The organism is Pseudoalteromonas sp. DY56-GL22, from assembly GCF_041414715.1.
In the GTDB taxonomy this organism is placed as follows: Bacteria; Pseudomonadota; Gammaproteobacteria; order Enterobacterales; family Alteromonadaceae; genus Pseudoalteromonas; species Pseudoalteromonas simplex.
Genome location: NZ_JANHZR010000005.1, coordinates 309,675 through 335,856, shown reverse-complemented (window position 1 = coordinate 335,856; position 26,182 = coordinate 309,675). Strand labels below are relative to the sequence as shown.

The following is a 26,182-nucleotide window of genomic DNA, read 5'->3' as shown; positions in this document are numbered from 1 at the left end:
GGTCGTTAGCTCAGTTGGGAGAGCATCGCCCTTACAAGGCGAGGGTCACTGGTTCAAGTCCAGTACGACCCACCATTTAATCTTCAAAAAATTTATATGTGGGTCGTTAGCTCAGTTGGGAGAGCATCGCCCTTACAAGGCGAGGGTCACTGGTTCAAGTCCAGTACGACCCACCACATATAACAATCACTTCTAATATCTAACTTCTAATATCTAACTTCTAATATCTAACTTCTAAAGTCTATTACTCATCACTTCTCACTTTATTGATATAGCCCAAAGCTAAACTTTAAATCGTTGCAAAAGCTGTAATTTGCCTTGTCAGCAGCTAGACTGTTTATTATAGTCATTGTTAACAATACTCGGTCGCAAGTCTAATGCCCGCAAAGATTTTTTCGAAAGCCAAAATATTAATAGTCGAAGAGCAAGCACTTGCTCAGAGCTATATGAAGCAGTCTCTAGAGGGATTGGGGTTTCGTCAGTTGCGATTTGCAGAACACGCTATTGCTGCCAAAGAACAGTGTCAAATAGAACAGTTTGATCTCATTGTTTGTTCTTTTAATCTAAGTAAACACCAGGATGGCTATCAGCTTTATGAAGAACTTAAAGTTAAACGCCTAATTAAAAACTCCACAGGTTTTATATTTATATCTGCAGAAACCAGTGGTTCTTTGGTTCATAGTGTTTTAGAGCTGCAGCCGGATGACTTTCTTGTTAAACCTTTTACTATTTACGACTTAAAAAATAGAATTGAAAAAGTTTTATTGCGAAAGCATCATCTAAAAAATATATACCAGTTGATTGATGATGAAAACGACTCAAAAGCTATTAAGAGCATTGATCAATTACTACAAAACAAATCGAATAGTTACAGTGCGATTTTATTGAGATTAAAAGGCGATGCCCTACTTCGTTTAAACAGAAATGAACAAGCCAAAGCATTTTTCAAATCTGTGCTCGATATTCAAAAATTTACATGGGCAAAAGTTGGCTTAGTGGAAGCTTTAATTGCAAATAATGAGTATACTCTCGCTCATAGAATGTTGAGGACTATGCTACAAAGGAGTGAAACACGCTTAGTAGCTCTGGATTTACTCGGAAAGTTAGAGATAAAGCTCAATAAATTTGATGATGCACAGCTTTTTTTCAGCCAAGCTGTTGAAATTGCACCTCGCAATATCGAGAGGCAAAAAACGCTTAGCCATGTTTCATTACTTAATCATGACTACGAGAAAAATTATTTAACCCAAAAAGATATAGCTAGTTATGCTAAACACTCAATTCACGACAACCCTGATGTGTACCTAAATGCGGCTCGTGCAGGGATTGATTTTGCCTTAACGACGGATCAAACCGATCAAGTTAATCGCATTTCAAGACAAACAAATCAATATTTGAGTGATTTAAAAAAACAATTTCCGAATAGTAATAATCAAACACAAATTGATGTTCTTAACGCACGTTTACATTATTTAAAAGATGAACATCAAAAGGCTAAAGCACTTATCAATCAACTTGATGAAAGTGACACTCAGATTCGTTCTGTAGATGGAGCTCTCGATAAAGCGAAAGCGTTTCATGAGCTTGGTTTTCACCATAAAGCACAGATGCTGTTTAACCAAATAATAACTCACTGTGAACGCCACCCGTCAGTAAGCGATCCGGTGTATTTACGTTATATTCAACAACAGCAAACTGAGCGACGTGATATTAAGCTTGGCCCGAAAGAGCTCAATAACCACGCTGTAACGCAGTTTAATAAAGGCCAGCTCAATACTGCGCTTGAGGCATTCACACAAGCATTTAGAATTATGCCTAAAAATGCCAGTATTGCGTTAAATCTGCTACAGTGTTTATTTGACACAAGCAGTCAAGGGCAGTCTTTCAACTTAATGCTTGCAAGAAAGTGCTACACCCTCTTAGCGTCTCAGTCTTTAGAAGATGAACAAGCTATGAGGTTTGATAAAATAAAAGCACAAGCTGCCAAGTTAAATATCAAGCTTTCTGAATAACCCTCTTCGTGGAGCATCTTTTTGAAATTAATAAAGCATCTCCTTATTGCATCTTTCATAATTAAAAGCCCTATTTGTTCAGCTTCTGCAATGTTGCAATATTGGCAGCAAGCCAAAATAAACTGGCAAAGTGAGTCTGGTACACATATCAACATATTAGCAGATGAGCAGCCTGCATTTTTGGCCCTAAAACCATATATCCCTCTATTTGAAGAGTTAACAGGGATATCTGTAGGTTTTCATGCCTTAGAACAATCTCAAATGCGTGTTCGTCGCCACCAAGATTTAAGTATGCATACAGGCCTCTATGATGTACTGCCAATGGGTATAACCTTTTTGGGTGAAGCACAAAGTCGAGGCTGGATAGATCCCCTACAACCCTATATTGATAACCCAAAACTCACAGACAAAGCTTGGTATCAGTTAGAAGATATTAGCGAACGTAGCTTGGCTCTTTGTAAAATCAATGGCGCTTTATACTCGTTACCATTTGATTTTTCTGCACCGATTTATTTTTATCGTAAAGATCTGTTCGAGCACTTTAACTTAGCGGTACCCGACACGTACGAGCAACTACAAGAGACTAAAATTAAGCTTCAAAAGGCAATTGACCGCACCCCATCTTTAAATGGCATGCACGCATTTGCCTCCCGAACTCTGCCAGGTGCAGGATTAAACACTTGGACAGTGTTACCCATTATGCGTGCTTATGGTGCTGAAGTAATTGACGCGCAAGGTCAGTCTGTTTTTGATAGCCCTCAAACAGCACAAAGTCTGCAAGCATACCGAGACCTTGTAACGGGATTCGGCAATCCTGATAACAGTCGCTTGCTGCACTTTTATGAAATTCGTCGACTATTTAAAGAAGGTCAACTTGCTTCGGCGTTTTTAGCCTCTCATTTTTATAATGAAATAGATACCGCTGAAGAATCAGATATTTGGAATAAATGGGAAGCCGCACCGTTACCAGCCGGTCCAGTCGCCCGTGAAACATCTCCTTGGTCTTGGGCATTCGCAATTAATAACCAATCAAATCAAAAAAAAGCAGCGTGGTTATTTATTCAGTGGGCAACCAGTGAGCAAACAGCGGCATTATTAAGTACAGGCGGCTCACCGCCAAGACAAAAGGTGTGGCACGAGAAACTATTTACTCTCGTAAACAAACCAGGCTTTAATAAAGCCATGTTATGGGTATTTGAGCATGCTACTCCTGACCGTTTGCAAGCTGGGATGGTTGAGTTTCCAGTTGTCGGTGAGCTTATATCGCAAACATTTAGTCAAATTTTTTATGGAGCAGACATAAAGCAATCAATAAAAGCTACTGATGCAAAAATTAATGTTAATATGCGGGCATTACAGGCAAGGAGTGAAAATAAACAATGAGAGTCAGTATTGCTCATAAAATCCTACTCATTATTGGGTTTACTATTACGTTGATTTTAGGGGTAAGTACAACTTTACATGTTATTGAGTTAAAAGAGCAAACCTTGCTAAATATGAGTGAAAAAGCTAATGCCATCGTTTCACCTATGCTTTCAGAGATAAAGACCCTTACAAAAGACAATACAGTAGGTAGTTGGGTTTTAAAAATTCAAGGCATCACTCTTAAAGGTATTCTGGCAAATAATACATTTGATGATTTAAAGACAATCTACTTTATCGATCAGAATAACTTTATTGCCGCTCACCCTGATTACAGCAAAGTCGATACCTTAGAAACAAATCAAACGATAATAAAGCAGCTCAATCCAAAACAAAATTCTATCATCACTTTAGATCAACAATATGCTGTAGCAGTTCCAATCAATAACGCCCAAGATGAAAATATTGGCTATGTTATTGTTAGTTTTTCAGATATTGATTTAACATTAAAAACTAAATCAATTATCAGCAATGCTGTATCACTGTTCGCAATTTACTTACTTACTGCATTACTCATTGCTTATATCATTATACGCCGAATTATTTTACAGCCTATTGGGCAATTAGTTGAGTTTTCGCATGCAGTTACCACTGGCGATCTAAATTGCCCAATAAATATTAAAAGTCGTGATGAAATTGGCACTCTTGCCAGTGGTTTTAAAATGATGCGTGCTGCAGTAAGACAACAAATAAACAGCATGCATGAGCAACATAGTCAATTAGAAGAAACCGTTGCAAAACGAACTCAAGAATACTTGGATGCCAAAGAGCAAGCCGAGCAGTCAAACCAAGCTAAGAGCAGGTTCTTAGCGAATATGTCACATGAGCTAAGAACACCGCTTAATGCAGTATTAGGCTTCAGCCAATTACTCCAAGACAGTGAAACTGATAAAAATAAACGCCGCTATTTAGAAGCCATTTCGATCTCTGGCAGCTCTCTGCTAAACGTCCTCAATGATATTCTTGATTTATCTAAAATTGATGCAGGAAAAATGCAGCTGGACATGGAAAGGGTCGAAATTCCGACGATGTGCCATGAACTAAGTATGATGTTTTTGCAGCTCAGCGCTCAAAAGGATCTAGATTTACAGGTCACTTCACACCCTGAATTTAAAACCCCTGTTTTACTTGATAGCAATAAAGTTCGACAGGTACTGACAAACTTGATCAGTAATGCGATTAAATTTACCTCACATGGTAGCGTTAAAGTTCACTTTGACTTTGAAGAACGTGAAAATGATGGCCACATTAATATAAAAATTCATGTCAAAGATACTGGCAAGGGGATCCCAACCGATCAACAAGCGCTGATTTTTAATGATTTTGAGCAAGTTCAAGGGCAACGCAGTTCTGAATTTGGTGGCACTGGGCTCGGTTTAGCTATATCTCATCGCTTTATAAAATTGATGGGTGGTGAACTATCTGTAATTAGTGAAAAAGATAAAGGTAGCGAGTTTATTGTATTGCTACCAAATATAGAATTTGCCGAATCAAAAACAGAGGTTAAACATCGAAATTACCCTGCTATTTCTAGCTATCATTTTAATCCAGCTCGTATATTGATAGTTGATGATATTCCATACAACCGAGAGTACTTGGAGTCATTTCTATCACGCTGGAGCTTTACAATAGATACAGCAATAAACGGTGAAGAGGCCTTGAAAAAGGTAGAAGAGAACCAACCTGATCTGATCATTATGGATCTAAAGATGCCAGTGATGGGTGGATTAGAAGCAAGTCAGCTAATTCGTAGTGATGATCGCTTTAAGCATATTCCAATCATTGCGGTTACAGCATCGGTATTAAAAGACGATAAGGCGCAATCGAGTATTTTGACAGACTACATAATTAGTAAGCCAATTCACCGTGAGCACCTTATTTTCATCATTGCCCAGTACCTAGATTAAGTATGGGTTAAACACGCATTAGTCGCGTTTTTTCATCGCTATGGCATTCATGCAATAGCGTAAACCACTTGGCGGCGGACCATCGGGGAATACATGTCCTAAATGTGCATGGCAAACATTACAAACAGCTTCAATACGCTGCATACCATGGCTAGAGTCCGCGATATAGGCAATGCTTTCAACACTGCTTGGCTGAGTAAATGAGGGCCAACCAGTGCCACTATCGAACTTTTCATCACCGTCAAATAGTAAGTTGTCACAACATACACACGCATATTGACCAGGTTCAAATATCGTACATGAATCAGAGCTGTGAGGACGTTCGGTGCCTTTTAAACGGGTTACATAGAATGCATCTTGTTCGAGCTCGGCTTGCCATTCAGATGGCGATTTTTCGACTCGACGTGGAGGTGTTGGGTTGCCGTTATGGGCAAACTCTAAAATATCTTGCCAAGTTAACATAGTGCTCCCTCAGGGTTGAATACAACAGTTGCACAGTACATCACAAGCCCTACTAAGGGCAAGCAGCATGCGTCTAGTGATTAATGTGTTTGCAGTCGGATATCTATTTGTGCACGTTCACGCTCAGAAAGTAGCTGTGCTAAATGGCTATTAATTTGGCTGCTAGCAACACTCAATACTGCAGTTATTTGCTGGTCGTTGACATCCGTTACATGGATTATACCTTCGCCGATTTCAATCTGCTTAATTTGGCCAATTAAAACAAACTCAGCTTTGCGTTTAAAATCGAATAAACCAGCCAGACTTATCAGCGCTAGCTGATTTACATCACGCTTTAGTAAATCAGTAATGGGGTTACGCGTTACAAATAACGGAGTCACTCGATATAAGCTTGATAACGTAATAAAGCCCCATAACATCACAAACAACGAAAATGCAGCACTGTGCCAAAGTGGCGTAAATACCCATAAAGCAATTAATACCAGCGCGATAGTGAGTGAAATTTTTGCTAAAAGCTTATTAATTGCCAACATATTGCAGCCCTACTTTTTTTCAATTGGATCTGGCCAATCATTAAAAAAGACCGACAGATATCTGCTTTTTAATAAATATAACAGTACCCATAACACCAGTACCATTTGACAGGCTAAAAAAAACGAAAACTGATAATGACTGTGTGCAGCCTGATAGGTTAACCAACTTAAATCTGTGATGGCACACAAAATTAATGGCCAGCGCATAAAGCGCCATATAGACGCGAGACGTTTTGCACTTTCAGCATTTTCTTGAGGTCGGCGTAAACAAAAGATCACCGCCGGTAATAAGGCGATTGCTGCTATAGCAATGGCTGTAAAGAAATCGCTTTTCGACTTAAAAAACAGCGACATGATATCTAAATCAGGGCGACGGCTGAGCGCCGCCATAATCCATATAAAGTAACTGCGTAACAACACTAACAACGTTAAATGAAACGCTACTGGGGTTCGATAAGCGCCATGTTTATCCCAGTATTCTGGCCCGTAGCGATTCATATTTGGTTCTTCTTATCGGCAATGATGCCAAGTACAAAAAACGCGGCTGTAAGTGTAAGAGCCAGCCATTTAACACCGAGTAGCATTAGCAACTTACTTAAAAATGGAGTTACAAACACCACAAGTAAGCCCATCCCAAACCCAGTGACTAGCACAAAGCAAAGCACGCGTATAATAAAGTGACGACGCGCGACAAAGCGCTTAGTCACTTTAATAATGTCGTTTGCATACAAGGATAAAAAGCACACCACCAGCAGTAATGAAATATTGTAAAGGTGTGGTTGCAGCCAGCTGCCGATTGTTAAAGCAACTGACGACAGTGCCTGCAAGAGACTATCCATTGTGCTCACTTAAAAGCGCAATAAGGTCAGCCTCAGTTAACACATCAATGCCTAGGTCTTGTGCTTTGGTTAATTTTGAGCCCGCTTTTTCACCTGCAATCAGCGCATCTGTTTTAGCAGATACACTACCCGATACTTTTGCACCTAACGCTTGTAAACGCGCTTTTGCATCATTACGGTTAAGCTCGCTTAATGTGCCAGTCAGCACGTAAGTTAAGCCTGCTAATGGCTGCGCATCGGCACTTGGCGCGGTTAATTCTGGCCAGTGAATACCTTGCTCAACTAACGCATTTACAACTGCCATATTGTGTTCTTCGCTAAAGAAGCCACGTACATGCTTGGCAACGATCTCACCCACGTCACTTACTTCAGTTAACGCATCAACGCTTGCTTGAGTGATTTTTTCTAGCGTTAAAAAGTGGTTTGCTAAGTTTTGCGCGGTTGCTTCACCCACTTCGCGAATACCTAACGAGTATAGGAATTTAGCTAAGGTTGTTTGCTTAGCATCTTGTAGTGCATTAACTAAGTTCTTAGCAGACTTAGGACCCATCCGCTCTAGGGATTCAAAATGCCCTTGTTTTAGAATAAATAAATCAGCAGGTGTTTTGATCAGTTCACGGTCAACGAGTTGATCAACAATTTTGTCGCCTAAACCATCAACATCAAGGGCTTTACGTGACGCAAAATGTTTAATTGCTTGCTTACGCTGCGCTTGGCACACTAAACCACCAGTACAACGGGCAACCGCTTCACCTTCAATGCGCTCCACATGTGAGTCACAAATTGGGCAGGTAGCAGGAAATTCAATGTCTTTCGCATCGTCAGGGCGACGCTCAAGGACAACTTGGGTAATTTGTGGAATAACATCACCCGCACGGCGAATAATCACAGTATCGCCAATTTTAACGCCTAAACGGGCAATTTCATCACCATTATGCAGCGTTGCGTTAGATACCGTTACGCCCCCCACAAATACCGGCTCTAATCGTGCTACAGGGGTAATTGCGCCAGTGCGCCCTACCTGAAACTCAACATCAAGTAATTGGGTGATTTCTTCTTGCGCAGGGAATTTAAAAGCAATTGCCCAGCGCGGCGCACGTGCCACAAAGCCTAAACGCTCTTGGTGTTTTTTGTCGTTAACTTTTATTACCACACCGTCAATTTCGTAGGCAAGGCTACTTCGACGCGTCAATATATCTTGGTAATAATCAAGTGCAGCTTGCTGGCCTTCAACCAGTTTTGTTTCTGGGCAAAGTGGTAAACCCCAATCGGTCAGTTTAGCCAGTTGTTGATAGTGATCTTCTGGTAACTGCCCATCGGCAACAAGCCCAGTGCTGTAGGCATAAAACATCAGTGGACGTTTTGCTGTTACTTTAGAATCAAGCTGTCGTAAGCTACCAGCCGCAGCATTACGCGGGTTAACAAAGACTTTGTCGCCACGTTTTTCGGCTTCACTGTTTAGTTTGGCAAAACCAGCGCTGTCCATAAATACTTCACCGCGCACTTCAAGCTCTGCTGGAAAGTCATCGCCACGTAACTTAAGCGGCACATTACGAATTGTTTTCACGTTTTGGGTGATGTTTTCACCTACCATGCCATCGCCACGGGTAGCTGCTTGAACTAAAACCCCATCACGGTAAATAATTGATACCGCTAAACCATCAAGCTTGGGCTCACAACAAAAAGTCAGCTCCTTGTTGTCCATTAAACGCTCTTTGATACGGCGGTTAAAGGCGGCAAACTCTTCTTCTGAAAACGCATTATCAAGTGACAGCATGGGCACTTGGTGAGTAACTTGCTCAAACTTATCAAGTGCAGCACCACCGACTTTTTGGCTTGGTGAGTCTGGGCTTTGAAACTCAGGATTAGCTTGCTCAAGGGCGCTTAATTCGCGCATTAAACGGTCATATTCAGCATCAGGAATGCTCGGTGCATCCAGCACATAATAATTATGGTTATGCTCTTCTAACTGGGCACGAAGTTGGCTAATTTGCTCAAAGATAGGGCTGGACATGAAAACCTCAAAAATCTACATAAAAAAGCCACTTCGACGACTTAACGCCAAGTGGCCTAATACTTATACTCTGTGTGTGCGATTATGCTGAAAAGCTACGAACTTTCTCAACATACTCACGAACGCTTTCAACCGTCATTTCTTCACGGTTGCTATCTAAAATCGTTGCACCAAATTCATCGGCTAGCTTTTTAGCTGCGCTGTGCAACATATTGAATGCACTTAGACCATCGCCATCACATGGTAAGGTCATAAATAAGCTAACACCTGCCGTACTAAACTGTTCCATATTATCAATATCGAACGTGCCTGGGTTGTACATATTCACTAAACGGAATAACACCGGGCCTGTGCCAGCTGGGTCTAAATGACGGTTAAAGAAACCTTCTTCAGAATACTTAAAGCCTAACATATTAACAGCTGGCAATAATTGGCTGCCATCCATTGTTAAACCTTCTGGCATTTGTAAATGCACAATAATGAAATCGGTTGGAGCTTGTGCATCAGCAGGTTCTTCTTCAGCTTCTTGTTGCTTAGCTTCAGGCTCTTCAACAACCTGTTCTGAAACAGCTGGTTCGTCGTGACTTTCTGCTGAAAAGCTTAAATCACCAAACTCTGGCTCATCACGTTCTTGCGGTTTTGCAGTTGCAGGCTCTTGAACCTCGCTGGTTGTTTCGTTCGGTTCAACCCGTTCAACTGAAGGCGTATCTGGGCTGTCCTTTTTACGCACCGACCATAAGCCGTGAATTAATAAACCACCAATGACAAATACACTGATTACGATTAAAGCCCATCTTAATTCTTCGGCCATCCCCTCACCTTTATTATTTGATATGCCTAAATTTTATGCATGTGCCATTTGCACAGCTTGTTCTATATCTACAGCGACCATACGTGATACACCTGGTTCCGCCATAGTTACACCGGTCAATCTGCCTGCCATTTCCATAGCAATCTTGTTATGACTGATATAAATAAATTGTACTGATTGTGACATCTCTTCTACCAAACGGCAAAAACGACCCACGTTCGCATCATCCAATGGCGCATCCACTTCATCTAGCATACAGAATGGAGCTGGATTGAGCCTGAATATTGAAAACACCAATGATAATGCGGTCAGCGCTTTTTCTCCACCACTAAGCAGGTGAATTGTCGAATTTTTCTTGCCTGGTGGCCTTGCCATGATGCTCACCCCACTTTCAAGTAGATCATCACTGGTCAATTCAAGGTAAGCACTACCGCCACCAAACACTTTTGGGAATAACTCCCCAAAGTCTGTATTTACTTGTTCAAAGGTCGCCTTGAAACGATTTTTTGTTTCTCGGTCGATTTTTTGAATCGCCCCTTCAAGGGTATTTAATGCTTGTGTTAAGTCATCAAGCTGCTGATTTAAATAATCGCTGCGCTGTTTAGCCTGCTCAAACTCATCTATTGCCGCTAAGTTCACCGCGCCAAGTTCATTTAATGCTTGCGTGGTTTTTGTAAGCCTCGTTTGCATGCTATTTAAATTGGCATTGTCAGGCAGTTCTTCAAGTACTGTTTTTAAATTTTGTTCCAGTTCTTCAAGTGGCTCTAACGCAGCTTGCGCCTTCACGATTAAACTTTGCTCATCCAGCGCCAATGCTTGCAACTGCTCTTGTAAAGTCACCAACTCAGATTGCGATGATTTCAGTGCTGTTTGCTTATCAGCAAGCTCCTTTTTAGCTTGACTCAAGGCCGCTTGCAAGTTTTTCAGCTCAACGTCACTTTGTTGATGCTTTTCAAGTAATAGCATAATCTGCTCTGCTACTTCTTCAAGCGGGATCACTAGCTCTTCTAGTTGCTCGTTGAGCTCTAATACAGCTTCACTGGCAGCACTTTGGGCGGCATTTGCATGCTGAAGTTTGGTTTCGCTAAGTTGACACTCACTGCGAGCTTTTTGTTCAGTCAAATTAGCTTGATGGGCTTGCGTTTTATATTGCTCAAGCATAGAAGCCACTTGGCGATAGCGGTTATTTGCCTCACCTTGTTGGTGTTTTGCTTGCTCTAACTCAGTTTCAAGTTCTAATTGCTGCTCTAACAATTGCTCAAGTAAACACTGCTGCGTTTGTTGCTGTTCGTCAGCATTTTGCTTTTGCTCAGCCAGTAAGGTTTGACGCTGTTGCAACTTAATAAGCTGGTTTTGCCACTGGGTTTGCTGCTCTAATAGCATATCGCGTCGAGTGCTGGCAGATGCAATCTGCTGAGCCGCTTGGTGAATTCGCTCTCTGTATTGCTCTTTATCGGCGGTAAGTGTTTTTTTGTGAGCTAGATGCTCATTTAGCAATTGCTGCTTAGTTTCTAATTGCTCGTTGAGCTCTTCATCTAACTGCTGTGCATCACTAAGCTGAGCATGCTTTAAAAGCAAAGAATTGTCGGCGTCTTTATTAGCATCGGTATGAAAGTTACGACCATGCATACAGCCTTCTTCATCAATCACAGCCAGCCAATATGGATCCGCCAAAATAGCGTCATCAAAACAAGGTTGAAATGCAAAGCGGGCTAATAAGTCAGGGTAAGCACCCGATTCGATATAATTAGCTAATGACTCTTTTGGTAACTCATCATCAGCTGCAGGCCAAACACTGTTAGGCTCTTTATGTTGACTGACCTTTAGATGCTCAAGGCCAAGTAGGGCTTGTTCAATTAGTGGCTCAAAGCCAGAAGCCACCTTTAACTGCGCCAATAGAGAGACACTTTCGCTATCGGTTTGCTCTGATAACACAGAATTAAGCGCAGCTATGCTGGCTCTATTTTCATTGCTATGCTGCTGAACCCGCTTTAAATCCTGCTCTAAGTGCTGTTGTTCTTTATCCGCTTGTTCTAGGTTTTGAGTGAGTTTATTTAGCGCACTTTGTTGCTGCGCAAGCTCCTTCGTCAGTGTTTGAATATGCTGTTGTTGCTCTGTAATTTGCGCTGCAACTGGGGTCGCTTCGAGTTCACTAATTTCAGCGGCAAGTTGTGTCTGCTGAGACTCAAGTTGCGCAACAGTCTGGGCAAAGTGAGCCTGTTGATTCTTTGCAACATTAATATCACTGCTATGAGCTTGGCTTTTCTGTAAGGTACTTTGATATTGCTCATTGGCGCTTTGCGTTTGTTGCTGCTGTAGAGCAACTTGCTCTTCAACCTCTGCAACTTGCTCAGCGCACAGTAAACTTTGCTCAATCGCTTCTTGTAGCTGCTCTTGTAAAATGGCGGCTGAAGCGTGTTGCTCTTCTTGCAACTCTTTATTTTGTAACTGCAGTTGTTGCTGTTTGATAAGGTTTTGGCTAAGTGTTTGCTGTTGCTGCTTTAAACTTATCTGTTGCTGTTCTTTGCGGGTTAACTCTGTATGAGTTTGATGCTGAGCCTGCTGGGCGTCTTGCAGTTTTTGCTGCTCAAGTTGCACCTGATTTTCAAGACTTGCTAAAACATCATCGTGGCCAGAGTGCGCTTCTCTAAAGAACTGAATTTGCTCTTTAAGTTTATTGATTTGCTCAGCTTTATCGATTTGTTGTTGGTGTAACTTCTGCCACTTTAAAACCGCAATTTGCCCTTTTAAAGTGCGCTCAGTGGCTTTTAGCTCTCGGTATTTTTTTGCATCGACTGATTGCACTGCAAGCTTATCGAGCTGTGTTTGCAACTCTTGCCTTACATCAAGCAAACGTTCAAGGTTTTCGCGGGTACTTTTAATGCGGGTTTGCGTTTCACGACGACGCTCTTTATATTTTGAAACCCCCGCTGCTTCTTCTAAAAAAACACGTAAATCAGCCGGTTTACTCTCTATTAAACGCGATATCATGCCCTGCTCAATAATCGCATAACTGCGCGGGCCAAGACCTGTGCCTAAAAAGATGTCGGTAATATCACGCTTACGGCATTTGCTGCCATTTAGAAAATAAATTGACTGGCCATCTCGAGTCACTAAGCGTTTGATCGCCACTTGGTTTCGATCAGCAAAAGTATTCGGTAAATGACCACTGGTGTTATCAAACACCAACTCAACAGAGGCTTGTGAAATTGGCTTTCGATTAGTTGAGCCGTTAAAAATAACATCGGTCATGGCATCGCCACGTAAGTTTTTAGCTGAGCTTTCACCTAGCACCCAACGCACTGCATCGATGACATTTGATTTGCCACAGCCGTTCGGGCCGACAACACACGTCATCTGATCAGGGAATGGGATCTTAGTGGGTTCAACAAACGATTTGAAACCCGCTAATTTTATGGTGCTTAAGCGCATCTAATTGTTTTACCGATTTTTATTGTTATTCTTCAATTTAACCCATTTTAGGGTAAAAGGTTAAGCGTGGCGCTTAAAATTATCTAAAATAATACCCGTTGCCATTGCAACATTAAGCGATTCTGCTTGGCCATAAGCCGGAATGGTTATTTTATCAGTAACTAAGCTTTCGCAATCAGCACGAATACCATGAGATTCACTGCCCATGAGTAATACGGCATCTTGTTTAAGAGCAGTTTTATGGATGTTCTCACCTTCTAAAAATGCGCCATACACAGGAAGGTTTAAACTAGGTAAGTAACTGGTTAAATCAGTTTGTGAGACACACACGCGAGCAAATGAACCCATGGTTGCGCTAATAGTTTTCGGATTATAAGCATCCGCACTGTCTGCGCTGGTAACAATATGCTTAATACCATACCAATCAGCAACACGAATAATCGTGCCCAAATTACCCGGATCCGACACACCGTCAAGGGCTAAAATAAGTCCCGATGTGGGTAATGCTTGCTGACTTGGCATATCAACAACAGCAATGGCTGCGTTGTTACTAACAAGCGTACTGGCTTTAGTTAGGCTGTCTTCGTCTGCTTCAATGACTTGATGGGCTGCAAGCGCTGTTTGATGCGCTGAAATAAATGCAGGAGTCGCAAAAATATGAGCAATACTTAAACCACTGTTTAGTAATTCAAGTACATTTTTTTCGCCTTGTACAAGGTACTGATTGTATTGCTTACGGTATTTCTTTTGACCTAATGCACGAATTAGTTTCAGTTGGTTTTTTGAAATCATAACAGCCTCATAAAATGATGGTTTAGTATATCAGATTCTGTACTCGAAAAACCAAGGGGAAAGTGCCAATTGCTTATTCAATCAGCACTTTTAAGAGACACTTGCCAATAAGAGGCATTAACTAATTTTCGTCAGCCACTCATTTAACCATGGCTCAGTAACAGGCCAAGGCTCAAAATCTTCACAGGCATCAATTTCTAAACGATGACCAACAGGTTTTGCCTGTAAATCGCGAAACAGCTCATCAAAACTGCGACCTGCACCACAAAACGTATCGCCATAACTACGATCGCCCATAGCAATAATGCCGTATTGCTTGCCTGTTAACAGTGGGAATTGATCATTTAATTGGCTATATAAAGCGATTAAGTTATCAGGAATATCGCCCTGACCCGTCGTTGAAGTGATCACTAAAATATGTGACGCAGCCAGCATGTCATCAACCGTGGCATTTTCAACTAATTGCGCTTGATGCTCAGACTTTTCAATGACTTCAATAACTTGTTCGCTTAAACGCTCAGCACCGCCGTAAACACTGCCGACAAAAATACTAATGGTTGCCATAATAATCCTTTTCTTCTGTTGGCCAGCCAAGTTGCTGGCAAATCGTTAACATTGCATCGCCTAAAGGCGCTCTAATTGTTATTGGTTGCTTGCTATAAGGGTGCACAAACTTTAATTCAGAGGCAAATAACATTAACCGACGAAGCTGAAAATGCTCTCTAAAAAATTGATTATGCTGATTATCACCATGATTTACATCACCAATAATTGGCAATGATAAATGTTTTAAATGACGGCGTATTTGATGTTTGCGGCCAGTTTTTGGAAAACATTCCACCAGCGAGTAACGAACTGTTGGGTATTTACCAATTGGAATAGGCAAGCTTGCTTGGTGCAGGCAATGAAATTTCGTTTGTGCTTCTTGCGGTGCTTTATTTTGATCAGCAAACTTATCGGCAATTTTATCAAGCTCTTCTTTTAAAGGTTTATCTAAGAAGATTGATTCGTTTAAAAAGCCTCTTACTAAAGCTAAATAACGCTTTTCAATTTGCCCATCAATAAATAACTGATTCATATCACGGGCTGCTTCTGAACTTAACGCAAACAGTAATACGCCTGACGTTGGTCTATCTAAACGATGTACAGGAAACACGTGTTGACCAATTTGGTCACGCAGCATTTGCATCGCAAATTGGGTTTCGTGTTTGTCTAAAAACGAACGGTGAACCAATAAACCTGATGGTTTATCAATCGCAATGTAATTTTCATCGCGGTACAGAATCGTTAACTCATCAAATTGTGGCTTAACACTCTCTTGCATCTTAGTCATCACTCAAAAGTTGATCGAGTTTTTGTAAAACGTTAATCACATCATTACCGCCGTTGTGTTGTGCCAACATCATTTCAGCCATAGGTGCAATTGCAAAATTACGGGGTAAAGGCTGGGCATGTGCAATGAGGGTATGCATTTTTTCAAGAAAAACAAATTGCAGCCATTGCTCAAAAGCCATGGTGTCATGACAAAACGGTACACCAGAATTGAGTGCACTTGGGTCAATCGGTGTTGTTTGCCAAAGTGAATGGCGTTGTAATGTGGATTCTAATTCGCGCAGCAGCGCCAAAGTCTGTTGATGCATTGTAAAACTCTTAATACCTTTGTGCTTAGTATACCCTGTTCCAAGGCGCCATGGTATGGCGTATAATTCGCGGCTGATATAGATTAATTACGGTAATTGAGATTTTATGACTGAGCAGATCGCCACCTTAGGGCAACTTCTGGATGCAGCAGGTACCACTTGGCGTGCCTTCGATATTGGCAGACACATCACGAAATTAGACAAAAAACAATTTCTTGCCATTGAAGAAACAAAAATCCCTTACCCATACCCGCTTGCAGGTCATGCTTGGCTTGCTATTCAATTTTGGGATGTAAAAGCGTCTAAAGAACCTTATGTATGGTTTTTAAAATTCCCACTAGATGAGCAAAGCCGTCTTGTAAGCGCAAGCCGCGATCATTTCGCAAACATGGTAATTGAAGCGCTTGGTACAGAAATTACCGGTGAAAATGCCGAAGGCAAATTAGACAACAACCCGTATGTATTTACGCCAAACGCCAACAAGCTAGCGGCATTTAATGCACAGGTTAAATGCTTACTTAAACAAAGTGCTTCACAGTATTACGAATATGCGCAGCTGTATTTTTCAGGCAAACTGGGATTTGATAATTGGCAAAGTGTTGCAGTACAAGGTATTGCAGACTTTGCGATGCGTTTAGATAACGACAACAATTTAGCAAATCTACAAGCCGCTTGGGGGCAATTACCAGTCGAAGTATTACAGCCGCTTAGTGCAATGCTTGAACATGTTGCAATCGAACCTGTGTTTGCAGAACAATTGTTAGCCTATGGTTTAAACGCCATAGAAAATAAAGACGACATCGCTCTTGTTGCAGCTCTTAGAAGCTTATCAAAAACACCAGCACAAGGTTTAACTGCGCAACTTGTTGATTTTGTATTACGCTCTGATATGAACACCCAGTCAGATGTCCTATTAACAATTGCAGGGCGTTGTTTTAGCACGCTTGAAGACCCAGAACGCTTACATGTGTTTATGGATTGCTGTGCACACCACACTGAAATTGAACAACTGTTTGTGAGTATTTTCACCGATTTAGTTGCAATTCCTAGTATTCGCCCTCACCTACTAGGTTTATTAAGAAAAGAAAATCGTAGCGAAACTCTCGCTCGCGCAATTGGAAGGTTATTCTCGTAAATGGCAGGCTTGTGGACACTCATCATCATTGGCAGCATCATCTACTTTTTTTGGTTAAACAGAAAAGTAGCCGAAGCAGCTAACCTTCATGCACAAAGACAAATTGAACAATTAAATGTGCAATTGGTGAGTGTCGCTTGCAATAAACGCCGACTTGGTATTTTAAAAAGCGGCAAACCAGGTATCAAAAGCGAATTTATTTTTGAGTTTTCAAGTGATGGACAAAACGTGTATCAAGGCGTTTTGATCATGGAAAATGAATTACTTAAAAGTGTCGTAATACCGCCACATAAGATTTAAGTTGCGAGTTGCGAGTTGCGAGTTGCGAGTTGCGAGTTGCGAGTTGCGAGTTGCGAGTTGCGAGTTATACAAGAATAATTGCAAGTGCGAGAAGTGCAACCTCCAGAAAGAACTAAGGCGTAGCTATTAGCCACGCCCCAATCTTGCTACTTCCATGATTAAGTATCCTTACTTATGCCGAAGCTGCCTTTTTATCTTTCCCCTGAACGGGTATACATCCGATACACCCACCATGCTACCTCATGTAACATTTAACACATCCTAGTGCCGTCCTCTTGCCGTCAATGGCTATCCACTTCGTTTTCCAAACGCTCCTTTAGCTTCCTGCTAATATCATCCTTTGGTCAGTCCTTTTCAATCGCTCCGCGATTGTACTGCATCCTGGCAGTGTCCTCGTTCTTCCTTGCTTCCCTAGCTCTTGTCCCTTTGCTTCCTGCTAAGCATCTTGCTTTGTTGCCATAATCCTAATCCTTGGCATCAGTTCATTCATTGAACCTGCGTCTTCTTGACATGATTAAGTTTAGAGAAATGCGGATATCTTGGTAGGCATAAAAAGTAATTTTTTCTAAGTCACAAAAATGACAAAAACAATAAATCCTTTAAAATCATTACAATAAGCAATTATAGGTACAAATTTAAAGGCATTAAACTGATAAAACGCACAGCAATGTGAGACTTATCGCACATTGCTATTTCCAAAACGTCCTTTGCTTAATTTGCAGCTTTGAACATCAAGTCACCTTCAACTTGGTTAAAGCTCAAGGCTTTGAACACCTCAAACCCTTCAGAGCTAAAGAATTCACGCTGTTCAGAGCGGGTAACAAATACAGCTAAACCACTTGCTTGATTGCTTGACTCAACTAAATCATCAAGCCCTCGTAGCAGATACCTGCCTAAACCTTGCCCCTGAAAATGTGGGTCAACGGCTATAAAGGCTAAAAACAGATAATGGCCTTTGCTTGAAAGCGCTTCGCGAATAGTACGCTCTTTTTCTATAAGCTGATTGGTTTGCAAGTAACCTGCACTGAGCATCAGTTTTAAGCGCCAATGCCAGTATCGCTCAGCTTGTAGTTCACTTGCCGAATCAAATACACAGGCAATGGCTTTTAATCTACTTTGTGAGTAAAGACCTATTAGAGGCTGTTTTTCTTGCCAGAAACTTGCTAGCTCTTCACGTACTAAAGCACGTAATTTAGTTTCATATTTACTTGGGTTATCTTGTTGAAAACCTAATACATTCTGAAGAACGGGATCATCATGATAGGCTTGATAAATAAGGCTTGCAGCAGTGCTGATATCTTCAGCACTCAGGTATTGCACACTTAAGGTTTCGGGTTCAGCAACTGTCAAAATACTCATCCTTTTATTTGTTTTATTATTTTCGTACTAGACTATAAGGTATATACCCAACGGTGATTAAAGACAAATTCAGCGTAAGTTAAACTGCGGTTCATCATCATTAAGTTCAAGCAGTAATAATTATCGCCATACACAAGGAGCAGAACTATGGATACGACAAAACATGATATTTCGACCCTATTTGCACAACTTGGTTTACCGAGCAAAGAAAGTGAAATAGATGCTTTTATAGCATCTCATCAACTGTCTGATACAACCCTATTGCAGGAAGCGCCTTTTTGGGATGAAGCTCAGCAACACTTTTTGGCAGAATCACTTGCAGAAGATGGTGCTTGGAGCGAGGTGATTGATGAATTAGACGCAAGGTTACGCCAGTAACGCCTGCGAGCTAATTAACAAGCTTAAATAACATTCTTTTAGCTCGTTAATTAGGAAAGTAATTTCACTCCACATCTATTATTGCTACCATACGCGCGCACTGCAGCCCATATACTGCGGTGCTTTTTAGTCTTTATAAAAGAGTTTATACAAAAATGAATGCCGTTGTATTTGATGCAATTAAAACCCTTCTTGATGAAGGTAAAACCCCAACAGTTGCCTTAACTAAAAGTAAGTTAACCCAACCTATGCCGATGCCTGTGATCATCGCTGCGGTTAGCCAATATAAAAACAATCCGGATTCAATTAATAATTTCATCAATAACCCGTCAAATGAACAACTGAGTACACCAAAAGAAAGTCAATTGGATCGTATTGAAGCTAAATTAGATAGGTTATTAGCACTGCTTGAGAAAAAATAATGTTTGTTGTCGATCTGACTTTTGATTGCTACCAAGATACTACCCTAGAGCTTGCTGAGCAGGCGATAAACCGCCTGGTCAATGCACTTCGTTTTAACGGCCAAATTATTGGTGATGAATTTCCAACGGTTTTAAAAGATGGATTTTTCATTACTCGTGTAATGTGCCCAACCGAAGATGCGATGCATCCGCTCAACCATAGCCCGTTTGTAAAACATAGCATTGAGCAATTAAACACTGCAGGCTTACTGGCACCAAAAGTAAAAGTGGTCGGCCAAGACATTCACTCAAATGGCGCAGACATGTGTCATGATCCGTCGTGCTATATTTTGTATACCACGTACGTGCACACCTGTAGCCCGCTTTATTGTGGTGATGACTTTTTACCAGTACCGTTATTTCGCATTCCAGCCATTGCCAACGGCGATTACAAAACACTCATTAAATGGCAAGAAGACTGGCAAGCGTGCGATCAAATTCAGATCAATGGTGCAACCCGTTGTGAATTTCCTGCGCTTGAAGAGCTAACTAGCATCAAGAGTGACTTATACCGCCGTGGTCGTGATATCACGAAACGTATTAGTTTTCTAACCAAGAAGCCGGTTTATTACTATTTATACCGTGTAGGCGGCGTTGATAAAGAGTCAGAGCTTAAACGTCGTTGCCCAAGCTGCGATGGCGAGTGGAAATTACCAGAGCCATGGTTTGGCTTATTTGATTTTCGGTGCGAGCCCTGTGGCATTGTTTCGAATATTTCGTGGGACTTTCAATAATTTAATAAAGGCAATAATACACGAAAGGGGCAACCGCCCCTTTTTACTTTTTAAGCTTACACCGTTACTTTGTCTAAAAACTCACTGATGCTTTTCGCTAGCACATGATGTGGTTTTTTACCCACATACTCTAAGCAAACCTCACCGCTTTCGACTAATACAGTGATCAGCAGATCATCTTGCTCTGTAAGACCAATAAATACGGTTTCTGGCTGCTTTAGCTTGCGCTTCATTAACACGTGACCGGTAATATTTTGCTGTAAGCGGCTAAAATCATCTTCATTCCATGCTTGTAGCAGTTCAATGTGATGATCATCAATACTCAATAACAAATTACCCGCATAGACATGACCAAACAATGGGCTTAAATCTTCAGGAAACGATAACTCTAGTGCCTTGGCTAAGTCTTCTAAACTGCCAGCAGGCTGTTGTGGGGTTGCACACCACTGAATAAGCCCCTGCTCATCTACTTCGCCCTGCTCACATGGACTTGGCCATGCTGTATCATGTTCAATAACAGGAAGCTTTCCTGTGCGTTCGAGGCATTTTTCACTAAATGCTTGATGTAACTTATCTAGTTTTGTAGAAACAGACATACTGCGAAACTCATTGGCTTTAGGTATAATGCCGCCATTGTAACTACAAAAGTGTAAAGATGACAGATTACAGCAACTCACCCGAACTGAAAAACAGTGTTCTTGGTAAAAGCACAGAGTATGTAGATACCTACACACCCAGTTTACTGTTTCCTATTGCCCGTAAATTAAACCGTGATGCATTAGGTGTTAGCGAAGATAACTTACCGTTTAAAGGTCAAGATATTTGGACTGGCTATGAATTATCGTGGCTAAATAGCAAGGGTAAGCCAATGGTCGCTGTGGCAACGTTTGTATTTCCTTGTCAAAGCAGTCACATCATTGAGTCAAAGTCATTCAAGTTGTACCTAAATAGCTTTAATCAAACACGTTTTGAGACGCCGGATGACGTACATCAAGCGCTTAGCAAAGACTTGTCAGATGCAGTTAATGCACCGGTGGTCGTTACTTTATACCAAGCTGATGATTTCAATTGTTTGCCATTTTCAGCGTTACCGGGCGAATGTATTGATGATCTGGATATCGAAATCACTAGCTATGATATTGATGCCAGCTCACTTCGCCATAATGGTGATGAGATTGTCTCAGAAACCCTACATAGTCACTTACTAAAATCGAACTGTTTGATCACCTCACAGCCTGATTGGGCGAGTGTGATTATTCGTTATAAAGGCCAAGCGATTTGCCATGAAGCCTTATTAAAATATTTAATTTCGTTTAGAACTCACAACGAATTTCATGAACAATGTGTGGAGCGTATTTACTGCGATTTAATGCAGCAGTTAAACCTCGAAGAGCTTGAAGTGTATGCCCGTTATACACGCCGTGGCGGTTTAGATATCAACCCTTATCGCTCAACGAATCAAGATGAAACACCTTTCAAGGTAAAAATTAATCGCCAATAACTTTGGTGGCAATAAAAAACCGAGTTGTGAAACTCGGTTTTTTATTGCCTGAAGATTCGTTACAGGTAATTACTCGTCTTTAAAAATACCCACATACGTTGGTGATGTATTCGATTTACTCGCACGATACATACCAGCGGTGTTAAACGGCAAACTGATGTTACCTTTAGCATCAATGATGATCACACCACCAGTTCCCCCTACAGGCATTAATACATCGTGGATCACTTCGTTACCTGCTTCCACAATGGTTTTACCTTGGTATTTTACGCGAGCACAAATATCAGCTGCCACATTGTAGCGAATAAAATACTCACCATGACCTGTCGCAGATACTGCACATGATTCATTTTCAGCAAAGGTTCCTGCACCAATCACAGGTGAATCACCCACACGACCAAAACGTTTTGCTGTCATACCACCTGTAGAGGTACCTGCGGCGATATTACCGTTTTTATCAAGTGCAACCGCTCCAACAGTGCCCATTTTGTAATTAACTGGCAGGGCTTTGTGTGCAGCTTGGTAGTCTTTGCTGGTGACTTTTTGTTTATCGAGCTTTTCTTTTGCTTTTAATAACGCTTTGTAGCGATTTTCAGTATCGAAAAGATTGTTTTCAACCAGCGGCATACCTTGAGTTTTTGCAAACTCTTCGGCACCTTGACCGCTGAGCATAACATGCACTGAATTCTCCATCACTAGGCGGGCCAGGTTAATTGGGTTTTCAATGTGTTTAACCCCAGCAACAGCTCCTGCTTGGCGTGTACGACCATCCATAATCGATGCGTCAAGCTCATGTGCACCGTCATAAGTATATACAGCACCGCGACCAGCGTTGAAATACGGCGAGTTCTCAAGCACATTAATTGCCGCAGTAATGGCATCTAGGCTCTCACCACCTTTTTCGAGCACAGCATAGCCTGTTTCAACGGCTTCTTTTAGTTTTGCACGGTAAGCTTTTTCTTGCTCTGGCGTGAAGCGGCTTTTTTCAATTGTTCCAGCACCACCATGAATAGCAATAGCGAAAGGTTGATCACTACTATGGCTGAAAGTACTAAATGATAATGCGCTAAGGGCAATGGCTGAGGTGAGTAATGTTTTTAACATAGGGGCACTTATATTTATTTTAGTTTGTAAGCCCAATGTGAATAATTCGTCGCTGGTTTTCAAGCTTTAACAGACGAAAGAAACAAAAAAAGCGCCTAATGGCGCTTTTTTTCAGCAGTTTAAAATTAAGCTTGAGCTGCTTTTAAACGTGCTAAACGTGCTACTTGGTGAGTAGACGTTAAGAAAGAGTAGATTGGTGCTAAATAGCCACGCTTACGAAGGTCTAAGAACTCTTCATCACCTAGTGAGTTAAGTTTTTTCTCGTCAACAAGGTAGATACCGTTGATGTCTTTTTTCTCACCTTTGATTTCTACAGTTAGCGTTTGAGCTACTAGTAGTTCTTTGTCTGCAAGGTACTTAGTGAATGCTTCAGTTACCTGAGAGAACTCGATGAAAGAAACAAGTGCTTCTTTACGACGCTTAAGGTACTCAGTTTCTTCACCGTTTTCGAAAAGTGCATTACCTGTTTCTTCGCTTACAAGTGGGCTTGCTTCGTCGATTACGATACCAAATTGGTCAGCTTCTGGATGCTTAACAAGACCAAGTGGGTAACGAGTCATAGACATAGGTGCAAATGCAGCTGTCCATTTGCCGTCTTGAATGAAAAGGTTTTCGCCCGGCTCTAGACCAAATAAAGCAACTGCTTGAAATTTACCTGATTCGTTGTTTTTAACAAATGCCATTGGGAATTCATTTGCGATGCGTGCAAATTCGTGTGCAACCACAGGTACTAAGTGCTGAGTTTTCATGAACTCAATGTTGATGCCATTTTGAATTTTAGTGTTGGCATGTTTTTCGTTATGTAAAGGCTGTACTTGTTGCTCCGCCATGATACTGCTCCATTAATTTTATAATATGTTTTTGCTGTTAGTGCCCAAAGCCTATAGGTTTTGGCAACAAAAAGGAAGTGAAAATTTTGTGGCAGTTTGTACATTATAAATTAACAAATTTACCCATGTTGCTAATTAACCTTAAGTGATGAAAAAACAAGCTATAAGCAAGTAAATATTATCACGCATAAGCCACTATTTTTGTTAGTATATTCAACAAACACGGGATGACTGAGGCAAATAATGGAAGGCTATCAATTAAATAAAGACTATAAAGTAAGCCAAGTGTTTATTAGTGAAATTAATGAAGCCGTTATTATTGTTGATGACTTTTTACACAGCGTTGAGCCAGTTTATCAATTTGCCACAGAGACAGCCTACTTCCAGCCTTTTGGCAGCGATGGCACTCTATACCCTGGCAAACGAGATGAAATGCCTGCGCCTTACTACCGAGCTTTTGAGCAGCTAGTTAACGAACTTTTAGAGCAAGGGATCATTACTAGCGGCGAAAATAATTTATATCTTCACCGCTGTAAACTTTCATTAGTTACTCAAAATGCGGATGAATTAAATACCTTGCAGCGTATGCCACATATTGATTCAACGGATGATAAAACATTTGCAGCAGTGCATTATTTGTCTCCTAAAGAATGGGGTGGCACAGGCATATACAAATATCTGCCTGAGAATATTATTAAAGTGACAGCTGATAACCAAAATAGCGTGCATAACATGATTGCTGATACAGAAAAACACAGTGCAACTCATCAAGGCTATTTAAATGAAACAACAGCGCTTTTTGAAAAAGTGGTGGATATTGAAGCGAAGGTAAATAGACTCGTAATTTATAAGAGCAACCTATTGCATAGTGCAGCTCTTTTTAATCACAAAAAGTACTGTAATGATTTAAATAACAGTCGTTTATCTATCTCTTCGTTTTTTAGAATTAACTAAGCTGGCTAAACCTTTTTTAGCCAGCTCAGTTAATAAAATTAGTACTTCTGTAAGCCAAATTTCTTTATTTTATCTAACAGTTCTCTGTGCTTAGGTAGCTCGCTTAATAGCTGATTGACGCGCTGCTGTTTAAATTCAGCAACTTGTTGATTGTCGCTCTGCTTAGATTGCTGTTTGGCAGGTACATAATGCATACCAAACAGTACGTATAAGTAGTTTTCTAAGTCGAACAAATCGAACTTACTGGCAAAGTCTTCGCGTACCGGTGTAAAGCGCTGCCAGCGTGCTAGGTTATTTTTTAGTTTTTCTGATAACTGGTCGGTTTTTTTGTTATCACGCCAAAAAGCCGAATCAGTTCTATCCGAAATACAGTAATGCATTTTTATAAAATCAAACGTTTGTTGCCATACATAATTCACCTGCTGATTGTATTCATCAGCAACTAAGTTAATGTCCTCTCGGGTACGCGGAAAACGTTTAGCTAATAACCCCGCAGAAAAGTCTGCAATTAAGATGGCAGTTGCTTCAAGAGGCTCAACAAAGCCTTGCGACAACCCGATAGCCACACAGTTTTTGTGCCACATTTTTTCTCTGTGCCCTACTTTCATCGGGATCTTTCGTGGCGTTAAGTGCTCAAATTTATTACCTAAATAATGATGCAATTTAGCGTTTGCTTGCTCATCGCTCATATACTTAGATGAATAAACAAACCCCACTCCTCTTCGCTCTGTGAGCGCAATATCCCAGATCCAACCAGCTTGGTGTGCCGTAGCAATAGTATAAGGTGGTATTTCATCATCGCTTTGTGTCGGTACTTGCAATGTGATTGCAGTATCAGTTAATAAACTAGCTGACTTATCAACAAAGCCCACCCCTAGTTTTTGCCCAATAAAGGCAGCCGAAAAACCGGAGCAATCAATAATAAAGTCAAATTCTAAGGCGTTAGCTTCTGAGTCGATTAGATGTGTAATAAAACCTTGCTCATCAAAGCTAACATCCCTTATTTCTGCAAGCAGGTGTTTAACAGCAAAATGTTGCGTGGCATGGCTTCCTAAGAAAGCAGCAAACTTTTTAGCATCAAAATGATAGGCATAGCCATTGATACCTGCATATTGCGGTGTCGAAATTGTTTTCGGTGCTAGGTTATTTTCACAACACGCATGTTGCTTAGAGACAAAGTCTGCGTAATCATTACCGTTACCCTCAGCAAGCCACTGCTGCGTTAACTCCTCACCGAATATATGTGGGTGATCAAATAAATGATGGTAAAAGTTAGCACCATGTTTGTGTTTATCTAGCCAATTTACAAACTTGATTGACTGCTTAAAAGTAACATCACATTCATTGATAAAGTCACTTTCACTGATACCAAACTTTTGCAAAGAGTTGCGCATCGAAGGAACAGTACCTTCACCGACACCTATGCTGGCAATATTAGGAGACTCGATTAACGTGATCTCAATGCCACTTTGCAAAAGCGCATGACCCAAATGGTTAGCGGCTAACCAACCTGCTGTTCCACCACCAACAATTGCGATTTTTTTTATCATTTTCACTCGCCC

General features: G+C 41.0%; 25 protein-coding genes, 1 tRNA gene and 2 pseudogenes. 12 read left to right on the top strand and 16 right to left on the bottom strand.

Annotation, left to right across the window (positions count from 1 at the left end):
* Positions 1-100: 100 nt before the first annotated feature.
* The 4 genes from NO991_RS13725 to NO991_RS13710 all read left to right on the top strand — a co-directional run bounded on the left by NO991_RS13725 (position 101) and on the right by NO991_RS13710 (position 5,341).
* Positions 101-176: transfer RNA gene (locus NO991_RS13725), tRNA-Val, on the top strand.
* 201 nt (positions 177-377) lie between these two features.
* Positions 378-2,012: a tetratricopeptide repeat-containing response regulator gene (locus tag NO991_RS13720; RefSeq protein ID WP_300359415.1), complete on the top strand. Its 1,635-nt coding sequence runs from the start codon at positions 378-380 to the stop codon at positions 2,010-2,012.
* Between the two features lie 21 nt (positions 2,013-2,033).
* Entirely contained in the window at positions 2,034-3,395 is a 1,362-nt protein-coding gene (locus NO991_RS13715; RefSeq protein WP_300359417.1) for an extracellular solute-binding protein, read from the top strand.
* Positions 3,392-5,341 carry an ATP-binding protein gene (locus NO991_RS13710; RefSeq protein WP_371352124.1) on the top strand — a complete coding sequence of 650 codons (1,950 nt, stop codon included), beginning with the start codon at positions 3,392-3,394 and terminating at the stop codon, positions 5,339-5,341. The genes NO991_RS13715 and NO991_RS13710 overlap by 4 nt, the downstream gene beginning before the upstream one ends.
* An 18-nt stretch (positions 5,342-5,359) precedes the next feature.
* Here the strand turns inward: NO991_RS13710 and msrB are convergent.
* Positions 5,360-5,722 (bottom strand): annotated as a pseudogene (msrB, locus tag NO991_RS13705) (peptide-methionine (R)-S-oxide reductase MsrB); the annotation flags it as partial.
* A gap of 13 nt (positions 5,723-5,735) precedes the next feature.
* On the opposite strand from msrB, the pseudogene NO991_RS13700 reads away from it, so the two are divergent.
* Positions 5,736-5,822, top strand: a pseudogene (locus tag NO991_RS13700) (hypothetical protein); the annotation flags it as partial.
* A gap of 61 nt (positions 5,823-5,883) precedes the next feature.
* Here NO991_RS13700 and NO991_RS13695 read toward each other — a convergent pair.
* The 10 genes from NO991_RS13695 to NO991_RS13650 all read right to left on the bottom strand — a co-directional run bounded on the left by NO991_RS13695 (position 5,884) and on the right by NO991_RS13650 (position 15,864).
* Positions 5,884-6,336, bottom strand: a complete 453-nt coding sequence (locus NO991_RS13695) for a hypothetical protein (protein ID WP_300359426.1) — start codon at positions 6,334-6,336, stop codon at positions 5,884-5,886.
* A gap of 9 nt (positions 6,337-6,345) precedes the next feature.
* A complete protein-coding gene (locus NO991_RS13690) occupies positions 6,346-6,834 on the bottom strand; it encodes a DUF2919 domain-containing protein (protein WP_054553711.1) in 489 nt (162 codons plus the stop codon).
* On the bottom strand, positions 6,831-7,175 hold the full coding sequence (locus NO991_RS13685) for a DUF3392 family protein (protein WP_138599986.1): 345 nt from the start codon (positions 7,173-7,175) through the stop codon (positions 6,831-6,833). The genes NO991_RS13690 and NO991_RS13685 overlap by 4 nt, the downstream gene beginning before the upstream one ends.
* Positions 7,168-9,189 (bottom strand): NAD-dependent DNA ligase LigA, encoded by a 2,022-nt coding sequence (gene ligA / locus NO991_RS13680; RefSeq protein ID WP_166341481.1) that lies wholly within the window; start codon positions 9,187-9,189, stop codon positions 7,168-7,170. The genes NO991_RS13685 and ligA overlap by 8 nt, the downstream gene beginning before the upstream one ends.
* An 82-nt stretch (positions 9,190-9,271) precedes the next feature.
* Positions 9,272-10,000, bottom strand: coding sequence for a cell division protein ZipA (gene zipA, locus NO991_RS13675; RefSeq protein WP_194442719.1), 729 nt, complete (start codon positions 9,998-10,000; stop codon positions 9,272-9,274).
* Positions 10,001-10,033: 33 nt separating this feature from the next.
* Complete coding sequence (locus tag NO991_RS13670; RefSeq protein ID WP_300359434.1) at positions 10,034-13,432, bottom strand: chromosome segregation SMC family protein; 3,399 nt, start codon at positions 13,430-13,432, stop codon at positions 10,034-10,036.
* Between the two features lie 60 nt (positions 13,433-13,492).
* Positions 13,493-14,224 (bottom strand): RNA methyltransferase, encoded by a 732-nt coding sequence (locus tag NO991_RS13665; RefSeq protein WP_054553716.1) that lies wholly within the window; start codon positions 14,222-14,224, stop codon positions 13,493-13,495.
* A gap of 117 nt (positions 14,225-14,341) precedes the next feature.
* Positions 14,342-14,788, bottom strand: a complete 447-nt coding sequence (locus tag NO991_RS13660; RefSeq protein ID WP_054553717.1) for a flavodoxin — start codon at positions 14,786-14,788, stop codon at positions 14,342-14,344.
* Positions 14,775-15,548, bottom strand: coding sequence for a tRNA pseudouridine(65) synthase TruC (truC, locus tag NO991_RS13655; protein WP_187490493.1), 774 nt, complete (start codon positions 15,546-15,548; stop codon positions 14,775-14,777). The genes NO991_RS13660 and truC overlap by 14 nt, the downstream gene beginning before the upstream one ends.
* Position 15,549: 1 nt before the next feature.
* Positions 15,550-15,864 (bottom strand): YqcC family protein, encoded by a 315-nt coding sequence (locus NO991_RS13650; RefSeq protein ID WP_187490492.1) that lies wholly within the window; start codon positions 15,862-15,864, stop codon positions 15,550-15,552.
* A 106-nt stretch (positions 15,865-15,970) separates the two neighbouring features.
* Here NO991_RS13650 and NO991_RS13645 point away from each other — a divergent pair, with 106 nt between their 5' ends.
* On the top strand, positions 15,971-16,999 hold the full coding sequence (locus NO991_RS13645) for a DUF3549 family protein (RefSeq protein WP_138599992.1): 1,029 nt from the start codon (positions 15,971-15,973) through the stop codon (positions 16,997-16,999).
* Positions 17,000-17,299 (top strand): DUF3301 domain-containing protein, encoded by a 300-nt coding sequence (locus NO991_RS13640; protein WP_300579779.1) that lies wholly within the window; start codon positions 17,000-17,002, stop codon positions 17,297-17,299. It begins immediately after the preceding gene.
* Positions 17,300-18,010: 711 nt separating this feature from the next.
* Here NO991_RS13640 and NO991_RS13635 read toward each other — a convergent pair.
* Positions 18,011-18,658 (bottom strand): GNAT family N-acetyltransferase, encoded by a 648-nt coding sequence (locus tag NO991_RS13635; RefSeq protein WP_054563618.1) that lies wholly within the window; start codon positions 18,656-18,658, stop codon positions 18,011-18,013.
* Between the two features lie 147 nt (positions 18,659-18,805).
* On the opposite strand from NO991_RS13635, the gene NO991_RS13630 reads away from it, so the two are divergent.
* From NO991_RS13630 to NO991_RS13620, 3 genes are all read left to right on the top strand, one after another.
* Positions 18,806-19,036: a DUF2789 domain-containing protein gene (locus NO991_RS13630; protein WP_036969581.1), complete on the top strand. Its 231-nt coding sequence runs from the start codon at positions 18,806-18,808 to the stop codon at positions 19,034-19,036.
* A 155-nt stretch (positions 19,037-19,191) separates the two neighbouring features.
* On the top strand, positions 19,192-19,458 hold the full coding sequence (locus tag NO991_RS13625) for a hypothetical protein (protein WP_054553723.1): 267 nt from the start codon (positions 19,192-19,194) through the stop codon (positions 19,456-19,458).
* Positions 19,458-20,231, top strand: coding sequence for a Zn-ribbon-containing protein (locus tag NO991_RS13620; protein WP_054553724.1), 774 nt, complete (start codon positions 19,458-19,460; stop codon positions 20,229-20,231). Before NO991_RS13625 ends, NO991_RS13620 begins: the two co-directional genes overlap by 1 nt.
* Before the next feature lie 56 nt (positions 20,232-20,287).
* On the opposite strand, the gene syd is transcribed toward NO991_RS13620, so the two are convergent.
* The gene (gene syd / locus NO991_RS13615; RefSeq protein WP_300359455.1) at positions 20,288-20,827 is read right to left on the bottom strand and encodes a SecY-interacting protein; all 540 of its coding nucleotides are present in this window, start codon (positions 20,825-20,827) and stop codon (positions 20,288-20,290) included.
* Between the two features lie 59 nt (positions 20,828-20,886).
* On the opposite strand from syd, the gene queF reads away from it, so the two are divergent.
* Positions 20,887-21,732: an NADPH-dependent 7-cyano-7-deazaguanine reductase QueF gene (queF, locus tag NO991_RS13610; RefSeq protein ID WP_300359458.1), complete on the top strand. Its 846-nt coding sequence runs from the start codon at positions 20,887-20,889 to the stop codon at positions 21,730-21,732.
* 69 nt (positions 21,733-21,801) lie between these two features.
* Here queF and NO991_RS13605 read toward each other — a convergent pair whose 3' ends face one another.
* Both NO991_RS13605 and NO991_RS13600 read right to left on the bottom strand, forming a co-directional pair.
* Entirely contained in the window at positions 21,802-22,836 is a 1,035-nt protein-coding gene (locus NO991_RS13605) for an isoaspartyl peptidase/L-asparaginase family protein (protein ID WP_138599995.1), read from the bottom strand.
* Positions 22,837-22,961: 125 nt separating this feature from the next.
* Positions 22,962-23,666 (bottom strand): SapC family protein, encoded by a 705-nt coding sequence (locus NO991_RS13600; protein WP_138599996.1) that lies wholly within the window; start codon positions 23,664-23,666, stop codon positions 22,962-22,964.
* Between the two features lie 243 nt (positions 23,667-23,909).
* Between NO991_RS13600 and NO991_RS13595 the strand changes: the two genes are divergently transcribed.
* Entirely contained in the window at positions 23,910-24,620 is a 711-nt protein-coding gene (locus tag NO991_RS13595; RefSeq protein ID WP_300359465.1) for a DUF6445 family protein, read from the top strand.
* Between the two features lie 38 nt (positions 24,621-24,658).
* Here the strand turns inward: NO991_RS13595 and NO991_RS13590 are convergent, their stop codons facing one another.
* Positions 24,659-26,170 (bottom strand): tryptophan halogenase family protein, encoded by a 1,512-nt coding sequence (locus tag NO991_RS13590; RefSeq protein ID WP_300544946.1) that lies wholly within the window; start codon positions 26,168-26,170, stop codon positions 24,659-24,661.
* Positions 26,171-26,182 lie beyond the last annotated feature (12 nt).

Bases quoted from the DNA above. Each gene is read 5' to 3' on its own strand.
- NO991_RS13685 (WP_138599986.1), bottom strand. From the start codon at position 7,175: ATGGATAGTCTCTTGCAGGCACTGTCGTCAGTTGCTTTAACAATCGGC.
- NO991_RS13625 (WP_054553723.1), top strand. From the start codon at position 19,192: ATGAATGCCGTTGTATTTGATGCAATTAAAACCCTTCTTGATGAAGGT.
- NO991_RS13590 (WP_300544946.1), bottom strand. From the start codon at position 26,170: ATGATAAAAAAAATCGCAATTGTTGGTGGTGGAACAGCAGGTTGGTTA.
- NO991_RS13690 (WP_054553711.1), bottom strand. From the start codon at position 6,834: ATGAATCGCTACGGGCCAGAATACTGGGATAAACATGGCGCTTATCGA.
- queF (WP_300359458.1), top strand. From the start codon at position 20,887: ATGACAGATTACAGCAACTCACCCGAACTGAAAAACAGTGTTCTTGGT.
- NO991_RS13660 (WP_054553717.1), bottom strand. From the start codon at position 14,788: ATGGCAACCATTAGTATTTTTGTCGGCAGTGTTTACGGCGGTGCTGAG.
- NO991_RS13600 (WP_138599996.1), bottom strand. From the start codon at position 23,666: ATGGCGGAGCAACAAGTACAGCCTTTACATAACGAAAAACATGCCAAC.
- NO991_RS13635 (WP_054563618.1), bottom strand. From the start codon at position 18,658: ATGAGTATTTTGACAGTTGCTGAACCCGAAACCTTAAGTGTGCAATAC.
- NO991_RS13710 (WP_371352124.1), top strand. From the start codon at position 3,392: ATGAGAGTCAGTATTGCTCATAAAATCCTACTCATTATTGGGTTTACT.
- NO991_RS13620 (WP_054553724.1), top strand. From the start codon at position 19,458: ATGTTTGTTGTCGATCTGACTTTTGATTGCTACCAAGATACTACCCTA.
- NO991_RS13720 (WP_300359415.1), top strand. From the start codon at position 378: ATGCCCGCAAAGATTTTTTCGAAAGCCAAAATATTAATAGTCGAAGAG.
- NO991_RS13665 (WP_054553716.1), bottom strand. From the start codon at position 14,224: ATGATTTCAAAAAACCAACTGAAACTAATTCGTGCATTAGGTCAAAAG.
- ligA (WP_166341481.1), bottom strand. From the start codon at position 9,189: ATGTCCAGCCCTATCTTTGAGCAAATTAGCCAACTTCGTGCCCAGTTA.
- syd (WP_300359455.1), bottom strand. From the start codon at position 20,827: ATGTCTGTTTCTACAAAACTAGATAAGTTACATCAAGCATTTAGTGAA.
- NO991_RS13650 (WP_187490492.1), bottom strand. From the start codon at position 15,864: ATGCATCAACAGACTTTGGCGCTGCTGCGCGAATTAGAATCCACATTA.
- NO991_RS13605 (WP_138599995.1), bottom strand. From the start codon at position 22,836: ATGTTAAAAACATTACTCACCTCAGCCATTGCCCTTAGCGCATTATCA.
- NO991_RS13645 (WP_138599992.1), top strand. From the start codon at position 15,971: ATGACTGAGCAGATCGCCACCTTAGGGCAACTTCTGGATGCAGCAGGT.
- NO991_RS13640 (WP_300579779.1), top strand. From the start codon at position 17,000: ATGGCAGGCTTGTGGACACTCATCATCATTGGCAGCATCATCTACTTT.
- NO991_RS13630 (WP_036969581.1), top strand. From the start codon at position 18,806: ATGGATACGACAAAACATGATATTTCGACCCTATTTGCACAACTTGGT.
- NO991_RS13695 (WP_300359426.1), bottom strand. From the start codon at position 6,336: ATGTTGGCAATTAATAAGCTTTTAGCAAAAATTTCACTCACTATCGCG.
- NO991_RS13595 (WP_300359465.1), top strand. From the start codon at position 23,910: ATGGAAGGCTATCAATTAAATAAAGACTATAAAGTAAGCCAAGTGTTT.
- truC (WP_187490493.1), bottom strand. From the start codon at position 15,548: ATGCAAGAGAGTGTTAAGCCACAATTTGATGAGTTAACGATTCTGTAC.
- NO991_RS13670 (WP_300359434.1), bottom strand. From the start codon at position 13,432: ATGCGCTTAAGCACCATAAAATTAGCGGGTTTCAAATCGTTTGTTGAA.
- zipA (WP_194442719.1), bottom strand. From the start codon at position 10,000: ATGGCCGAAGAATTAAGATGGGCTTTAATCGTAATCAGTGTATTTGTC.